Source organism: Sphingobium sp. FG58 (assembly GCF_057809055.1).
Genome location: NZ_JBMDJF010000041.1, coordinates 1 through 7099 on the forward strand (window position 1 = coordinate 1; position 7099 = coordinate 7099).

At 56.1% G+C, this 7099-nt stretch carries 8 protein-coding genes; 1 reads left to right on the forward strand and 7 read right to left on the reverse strand.

What is annotated here, in order from left to right; genetic code table 11:
* Positions 1 to 80: 80 nt before the first annotated feature.
* From ACODR8_RS19730 to ACODR8_RS19760, 7 genes are read right to left on the reverse strand one after another with little or no spacing between them, the layout of a single operon-like run.
* The gene (locus ACODR8_RS19730; protein ID WP_489008825.1) at positions 81 to 1517 is read right to left on the reverse strand and encodes an FAD-dependent oxidoreductase; all 1437 of its coding nucleotides are present in this window, start codon (positions 1515 to 1517) and stop codon (positions 81 to 83) included.
* A gap of 30 nt (positions 1518 to 1547) precedes the next feature.
* The gene (locus tag ACODR8_RS19735) at positions 1548 to 2048 is read right to left on the reverse strand and encodes an SRPBCC family protein (RefSeq protein WP_489008826.1); all 501 of its coding nucleotides are present in this window, start codon (positions 2046 to 2048) and stop codon (positions 1548 to 1550) included.
* Positions 2049 to 2082: 34 nt separating this feature from the next.
* Complete coding sequence (locus ACODR8_RS19740; RefSeq protein ID WP_489008827.1) at positions 2083 to 2967, reverse strand: TIGR03619 family F420-dependent LLM class oxidoreductase; 885 nt, start codon at positions 2965 to 2967, stop codon at positions 2083 to 2085.
* 39 nt (positions 2968 to 3006) lie between these two features.
* Positions 3007 to 3582 carry a nuclear transport factor 2 family protein gene (locus ACODR8_RS19745; RefSeq protein ID WP_489008828.1) on the reverse strand — a complete coding sequence of 192 codons (576 nt, stop codon included), beginning with the start codon at positions 3580 to 3582 and terminating at the stop codon, positions 3007 to 3009.
* Positions 3583 to 3591: 9 nt separating this feature from the next.
* On the reverse strand, positions 3592 to 4911 hold the full coding sequence (locus tag ACODR8_RS19750) for a sulfotransferase family protein (RefSeq protein ID WP_489008829.1): 1320 nt from the start codon (positions 4909 to 4911) through the stop codon (positions 3592 to 3594).
* Positions 4844 to 5779: a TIGR03619 family F420-dependent LLM class oxidoreductase gene (locus ACODR8_RS19755; protein ID WP_489008831.1), complete on the reverse strand. Its 936-nt coding sequence runs from the start codon at positions 5777 to 5779 to the stop codon at positions 4844 to 4846. Before ACODR8_RS19755 ends, ACODR8_RS19750 begins: the two co-directional genes overlap by 68 nt.
* Before the next feature lie 53 nt (positions 5780 to 5832).
* Entirely contained in the window at positions 5833 to 6318 is a 486-nt protein-coding gene (locus ACODR8_RS19760) for a nuclear transport factor 2 family protein (protein ID WP_489008830.1), read from the reverse strand.
* A 213-nt stretch (positions 6319 to 6531) separates the two neighbouring features.
* On the opposite strand from ACODR8_RS19760, the gene ACODR8_RS19765 reads away from it, so the two are divergent.
* The gene (locus tag ACODR8_RS19765; protein WP_224551326.1) at positions 6532 to 6906 is read left to right on the forward strand and encodes a winged helix-turn-helix transcriptional regulator; all 375 of its coding nucleotides are present in this window, start codon (positions 6532 to 6534) and stop codon (positions 6904 to 6906) included.
* Positions 6907 to 7099 lie beyond the last annotated feature (193 nt).

The window sequence follows — 7099 nt, forward strand, 5'->3', positions numbered from 1 at the left end:
GCGGCGAGAATAATCCACTAACAATCAACACGGTCCACTCGGTGGGGGCAGGTCAGCTTAAGGCATAGAAGGCGCGCGACCTATTGGGTACCTGGCACCGACCTAAGCGGTTCCATGACGCGCTCTCTTATTGTACTCTCTCCGGCCACGCGCCCAAAGGTAAGGGCATTGGCGACCCCGATGCCACCGCCGATATACCGGCGTCCTAAAGTACATCCCAAAACCTCGCCACCCGCGTAGAGTCCCGGAATCACGTCACCACTACCGTCCAGGACATGCCCATCATTGTCGATTTCCAGACCCGCGTGGCACGAAACTATCGAAGAAGCGCGTATCTCCACAGCGTAGAAGGGGCCGGTGCGAATGGGATAGAATTTTGCCGACTTCTTGAAGAAATCGCTATCCTCCCCTCGATCCACGAGTTGGTTGTAGCGCTCGACCGAAATTTCCAAATTTACCGGATCAATGTCCGATCTTTTCGCGAGGTCCGCGATCGTGTCCGCCACCTTGACCCTTCCCTTGGCAACCTGATCACGAATGACGCTGACGCGCCAGCTGTCCGATCCGGGATCGTTGATATAAAGTTTGAATACGCTGTCGTCGGCACAGGCTTCGACAAGGGCCAACTCGTCGAAGATCGCAAAACAACGCATCTCTGGCTGTTCGTTGACCAGATAACCGCATACCGCATAGGAGGCATTTTCCGATATGAACCGTTTCCCGTCACGGTTCACTACCATCGCCCATTCCGGTAAGGTATAGGACAAATCCGGCAGGAAGTTCGGCGAAGGCACCAGCAGACCATTGTCAATTCCAGTGATGTTCGCGCCAACGCGCTCGGCGAGCAGGATGCCGTCACCCATATTGTAGGGCGAGTCGGCGTAAAAAGACGTGAGACGCGTGCCGTGCGCCGCCGCCGTCGGCCAGAGCCGCTTGATCATTGCGGGGCTATTGGCGAAGCCTCCAGTCGTGATGATGGTTGCATGGGCGCGCAGATCGACCTCGCCGGAACGAATGCCAACGACACGGCCATCTTCGATCAGCAGGTCCGAAACGCGCGAACCCAACGCAACTTCAACGCCCAGCACACCGACGGCATTGATCAGCGACTGTACAATTCCATAACCACTGCCAAGGGCCTGATGCCCGCGCGCGCATCCGCCTACGCCTGATTCCATGACCAGTTCCGGCGGAAATTCATTGCCCAGTTCAATGAGCCAGTCGATAATGTAAGCGCCGGCTTCCGACAGGCGCTTCGCCAGGGCCGGTTTTATCGACCACTGGTTGAGCGTCATCATATATTGATACATGTCGTCGGCGGAATCTAAGATCCCGGCATCCGCCTGGACGCTGGTTCCTGCTGCATAGACGACGCCGCTCGACAAGGCGGTCGCCCCGCCCAGTTTCGACGAAGCCTCAACGAGCATGACCGAAGCGCCCAACTTGGCGGCGTGATAGGCAGCCGACAGTCCGGCACCACCCCCGCCAATCACTATAACATCATAATCTACCTGCATCGCACTCTTCCCAAAAAAAGTTCGCAACTCTCAGGCGGCCGATTTTTGCTTCGCAAAGTGCTGATTAAAGCCCTTGAAGATCATCTCGTAGACAGCTTCCACGACCATGCGGACATAATCGACATTACCCGGCTCAACGACGTCGAACACCGACGAAATATGCATTTTCGTCCTGCCATCGGGAAGCGCATCGAATGCCCACGTCGCGATGTAGTTGCGAACACCCTCGATGAACCCATCGGTGCCATTGTAGAACAGGCGGCGGGCGACGGCATCCTCGTGGATCAATGTTTCGCGGTTGACGATCGGCAGGCCGCCCTCCTCGGTGTTCGATCGTTCGATCACCTTGGTGCGCGGGACGCTGCCCTTCTCGCCTTCGAGATAGCATTTGTTGACCTTCATGCCAGCTTCCTCAACCTCGTTGCCCCACCAGTCCATCACGCCCCAGTCGGTCGCCAGCGCCCAAATCGCATCCACATCAGCATCGATAATTCCTTCGCGTGATCCCGTGCCGCGTTGAACAATGGTCATGATCAGTCTCCTTGAGTTTCGGTCTCTATCGTGTTCAGGCGAACGTCTGCGCGACCTGGTGCAGTGTTTCCAATGTCTGCCATTGTGTGTCGGCAGCTACCGATGGAAGCTGAAGCAGGACGCGATTGAAGCCCATCGCGTGCAGTTCCTCAACCCGCCGCTTGAGGCGATCCGGATCACCGTCGAACATGCCCAGGTGGTGAGTGATGACCGTGTGATCGAGTTCTTCGAACGTGCGGCCCTTGCTCGTCATATATTCGCGAAGGGCGGCCACGGCAGCGGGCATGGCATCATTCTGGTCGACCGGAATCCACCCGTCGCCATATTCGGCAATGCGGGGGAAGGCGAATTTGGTGTAAGCGCCGATCAGGACAGGTAATTTGCCGCCCTTAACGGGTTTTGGTCCACACCACATTGGCGGAAAATTGACCATGTCACCGTGGAATTCGGCGATTTCGTTGCCCCATATCTCCCGCATCGCCAGAACACTTTCGCGCACCCACTTCCAGCGGCCTTCGAATGCTATGCCATAATCGGCCATCTCTTCGGCGCTCCATCCGGCGCCCGCACCCAAAATAAAGCGCCCGCCTGAAAAATAATCGAGCGTTGCGATCCTGGTCGCCAGACTGATCGGATGGTGTTCAGTGATGATCGAGATGGATGTGCCCAGTTTCAGCGTCTTCGTCACAGCCGCCACGGCCATGTGCGATAGCAGCGGATCGTACATTTCCTTGAAGCTCTCAGGGATTTCCTTGTAGCTACGACGCTCGGACTTCAAACCGGCCGGTATATGGGAATGTTCACCGAACCACAGCGATTCAAAGCCGTTTGCTTCAGCCCACTGGCCCAGAACCGGTGGCGAGATGGTATCCTTGGTGCATGCGGTGGCTAGACCAATATCGGGACCATTACTGCTCATCTGTGTCTCCATTGAATCTAAAAATGCTTTGGCCGTGGGTCAGGACAGGCCCACTTCGCGGCGTAATCGAAAAACAAGGTCATCCTGATCCCGGCTCGGCCTGACGAGGGCAAGGGAATCCATGCCTGTTCCCTCGGGCACCTCCAACGCCAGGTGCTGGTCGGGCACCGCTGTTCGCGACGCGATCTTCCAGACACCGTACCGCCGCTCGAATATATCGACATAGCGCCCGAACGACAGAATATCGACCGGCCGATCGCCCGCGATAGGGAGCCCGGCGGCCTTGGCGAATGCCGCGGTGCCCACCGCCGAATAGCGAAGACATACCGTTACCCGTGATTCCACCAGCGCGCGGTCCGGCCCGGCGAATTCGATCAGGATATTGCTGACATTGTGCGAAGCATTCAGGATATCGCGATGCCGCTCGCGCATCCATTCGACCAGCCCGGCCACATCACCTTCATAAAAGACATGATTGTCCACAGCCCCGTCGTGGAACAGCGACGGAATGGCCTCAAGGTCGCTGCGATCGGCGGCACGGCAGAATTTATGTACGATGTCTGCTATCGCGAAGCGCGCTTCTATCTCCGCCAGCCGCCGATCGAGGTCACTCATGGCCTTCCCCTATCCCGCCAGCAAGGGAGCAAAACGGTCATAATACCTGGAAAAACGGTTGCGGATCACTTCGTCCGTGGTTCCGAATTTCTCGGCCGAATAGGAATGGCCACCATGTTTGTTGCGTGGATTGCGTTCGGACCAGTCAAGCATCCCCTGCTTGCTTTTCTCCGTTAGTGGCAAATCAAAGTCTTCGTAGATGCGGCTTACAACCGCCTCATCGTTCGAGGTGATGTCGGAAAAAGGGATGTCTAGGATCTGGAGATCGGGATCGTCGTCACGCCAGCTCAAATGCTCGTCGGCGGACTGGCCATAATAGGTCGTCAGTGCCGCGCCCCCGTTCAAATCGGGCTCCACGTCCGCGTAAAGCCGGTGCCAATTATGCGCGATCACTGCGATGGATGGCACGCATTTGATCGGATCGCGATGGGTAACAATGAAGCGGGGATTGTCGAAAATCCGGTTCAGCTGCCTTTCCAGCCCGAAATGGATCGGCGTCTTCAAAAGCCAGGGCTTCTTGCGATCGTTCGGATTCTGCCACTGTAGATATTGCAACTGCATTTTCAGATAATCATAGGCCGGTGCCGGATCGGCCTGCAGCAGCCATGAAAAATAGGATGCCGAGCCAAAGACCATCATTGCACCCGTTCGGAAAGCATATTCAAAAAGCTGCATTTCCTCCTCGGCCTCGTCTGTGAATACCGGATGGCCCGTGATCATGTCCGGCGATACTTCGTAAAGCCATTTTTCATAGGCCCGCGTTTCCGCGATCCGCTGCTCCCTACCGCCATCGGTCGCGCCGGGAATGCGCGCGAACATGTGGCCCTTCCAATATTCCACCAGTTGGAAATCGCCCGATGCCCCAAGCAGCCGCTGCAATTTCGTGCTGCCTGTCCGGGGCATGGACGTGATGATGATTGGCGCGTCGATGACTTCGTCGAGAATTTCGGGATGCTCGGTAAGATCCTTCTGGAACCATAGCCGATTCACGAGCAGGCGCAGGATATTTTCGCACAGATGCACTACGCGATCAGGGCGCACGTCCACATCGGCATTGATCCCGTTCACGAGCATGTCGAGTCCCTCGCGGAAATCATCGGGTCCAAAGTCGGACAGGCCGGTTCGGTCCTGAGCGACTTGCAGCAGTTCCTGTGCATCGAGCACCTTCATCACCATTCTCTCCCTCGATACCTGCGGCTGATGTCCGTCAGGTACTATTTCGATAGCGATATCTGTTAAACGGACCTGGCGTGAGCCTTGGTCAAAGCTTCGAAATGACCTCGTCGCCAAACCGCTTGATCGTATCGAGTTTCGTCTGAAGCGGAACATCCGGCGTCGGGAACAGGACGATGCAATAATCGGTCACACCGATATCCTCGAACTTCCGGTACGCGCCGAGGTCGGGGCGCTCCTGCTCGGCAGTGCGAACATTATATTGCCGGGCGTGGACCTGAAAGTCCTTGTTATCGGTACCATAGGACCGGCGAAGCTCGTGCAGCTCGGCGATCATGGCCTTCATGGGATCATAGTCCATGTTCACCACGGTCCAGCCATCGCCCATCTTGGCAGCACGGCGTAAGGCCGGCTTCGAATGGCCGCCAATGACGATGGGCACCGGCTGGGTCGGCGCCGGATTTATCTTGATTGGCCCGAACTTGTTGTGCTTGCCCTCATAGGCGAAGAAATCGCCGGTCATCAGCCCCTTCAAAATGTCGATAGATTCATCCAAAAGCTCACCGCGCTTGCTCCAGTCCAGCCCGCTATAAGAAAAGTCCTCTTGCCAAGGACCGATGCCGGCGCCATAGATGAAGCGATTGTCCGAAACGACCGCGAGAGAGCATATCTGCTTTGCAAGCAGGATCGGCGCACGCGATGCCGACTTCATCACATTGGGAAAGAAGCGCAGCTTGCTGGTCCTCGCCGCCATCCAGGCGAAGGCGACCATCGGCTCGATAAAGGCCGTGTTCTCGATATATTTTCGGATCGCGTCGGTTTCATTATATGGATAGATGGAATCTGTCTTGTCAGGATAGAACACACTGTCCGGCGCGGAGAAGGCATCAAACCCCGCTTCCTCAGCGGCAGCGCCCATCTCCAGCCAGTCCTGATACTGACCCATTGTCTCTGATAGACTAAAACGCACTTTCAGATCCTCCTCAAACCCATTTGCTATGCTGTTGCAGATCGAACGCGGCACCTTGCCCAATTACCCGAAAACAGTGCGCGACACATGATATCAGTCTCGCTCAGTCACCACCCCTGCCCGAATGGCGCGAAGGCAGAGGCTGTGCATCGCAGGCTTTTGATCCGCCAGCCCGATGCGGTGCGAACAAACTCATCCTCATAGAAGGCCGTCGTCCACATCGCGCCCATGTCGCGCCGGTTAAGCGCCACGACCACATGCCATCGTCCTTTCGCGCTATCGCCATCCACTTCGATGTGGGGGTTGCCGAGCAAATGATAGGAATAGGGGTACAGTGTGGCGTCGTTGAACCGCTCAGTGACTGCAGCCGATCCGATCAATGGTGGAGCACCAGTCGGCACGATATGAAAAATTGCGTCCTCGGTGAAAAGCCCGCCAATTTCCTCGCCGGTGTGCGGTGCTTCGGCGCTGCTGTCGGCAAGTTCAGTGTAACGCGCCTTGAGGCGAATTATGTCCTGAATGTCCTCAAGTCGCTGGAGACGTTCAACAATGGTCAAATTGACACCTGTATCTTCGACTTTGTCATCAGCCATTTCGGTCACTCGATCGAATTTTCGAATCGATTCGACCTGCTGCGCGGGGCCTGCGCGCCAGGGCGCTCCTGATGCTACCGATGCCGATCATGCCCATCTCCATTCGGTGTCCTCTGCTCAATCATTATTGCTTTACACCGGAGTTTAGTCTTTAGTACCTTGATCAGCAATAGCCCACCTAAAAGTATGAAGCCCACTAAAAGGTAAGTATGAATGACACGGGACTGGGACTGCACCGACCCGAAACGGCAACTCGTCTGGGCCGCTGCCACACGAGACGCCATGCGGTTGCTGGAGGGAAAGTGGAAGATCGTTATCATTTGCCAGTTGTTCGGCGCCAAAGCACCCGTCCGATTTTCCGAATTGGAGCGGCGGATTGAAGGCGTGAATCAGAAGATGTTGATCCAGCAGCTCAAGCAGCTTGAAAAGGACGGCATCATCGCTCGCACGGTCTACCCCCAAGTGCCGCCTAGGGTTGAATATTCGCTGACCGAAATGGGCAAAGCCCTAGGTCCGTCCATGGCAGAACTTACGGAATGGGCTTTCAAATTGCGCGAAACGATGGGCTCGTTCGAACATAATGCATGAAGGATATTTTCGTCATGCCGCTGCTCATTAAGGTTGCGATAGACCGGTCAATACCTGGGCAGCCGATCAGGGCGTTGAACTTAAAGAAATTCAATCGATAAATCACGAGTTACGGGCTGAACGCCCGGACAGTCGAAGAGGATAGTGGAATGCCAAGCGTGTTTGATACTCTGCCCGAACAGGATGTGCGCGC

Excerpts from the sequence above, each read along its gene's own strand:
- ACODR8_RS19730 (WP_489008825.1), bottom strand. The coding sequence starts at position 1,517 with ATGCAGGTAGATTATGATGTTATAGTGATTGGCGGGGGTGGTGCCGGA.
- ACODR8_RS19735 (WP_489008826.1), bottom strand. The coding sequence starts at position 2,048 with ATGACCATTGTTCAACGCGGCACGGGATCACGCGAAGGAATTATCGAT.
- ACODR8_RS19740 (WP_489008827.1), bottom strand. The coding sequence starts at position 2,967 with ATGAGCAGTAATGGTCCCGATATTGGTCTAGCCACCGCATGCACCAAG.
- ACODR8_RS19745 (WP_489008828.1), bottom strand. The coding sequence starts at position 3,582 with ATGAGTGACCTCGATCGGCGGCTGGCGGAGATAGAAGCGCGCTTCGCG.
- ACODR8_RS19750 (WP_489008829.1), bottom strand. The coding sequence starts at position 4,911 with ATGTTCCGCTTCAGACGAAACTCGATACGATCAAGCGGTTTGGCGACG.
- ACODR8_RS19760 (WP_489008830.1), bottom strand. The coding sequence starts at position 6,318 with ATGGCTGATGACAAAGTCGAAGATACAGGTGTCAATTTGACCATTGTT.
- ACODR8_RS19765 (WP_224551326.1), top strand. The coding sequence starts at position 6,532 with ATGACACGGGACTGGGACTGCACCGACCCGAAACGGCAACTCGTCTGG.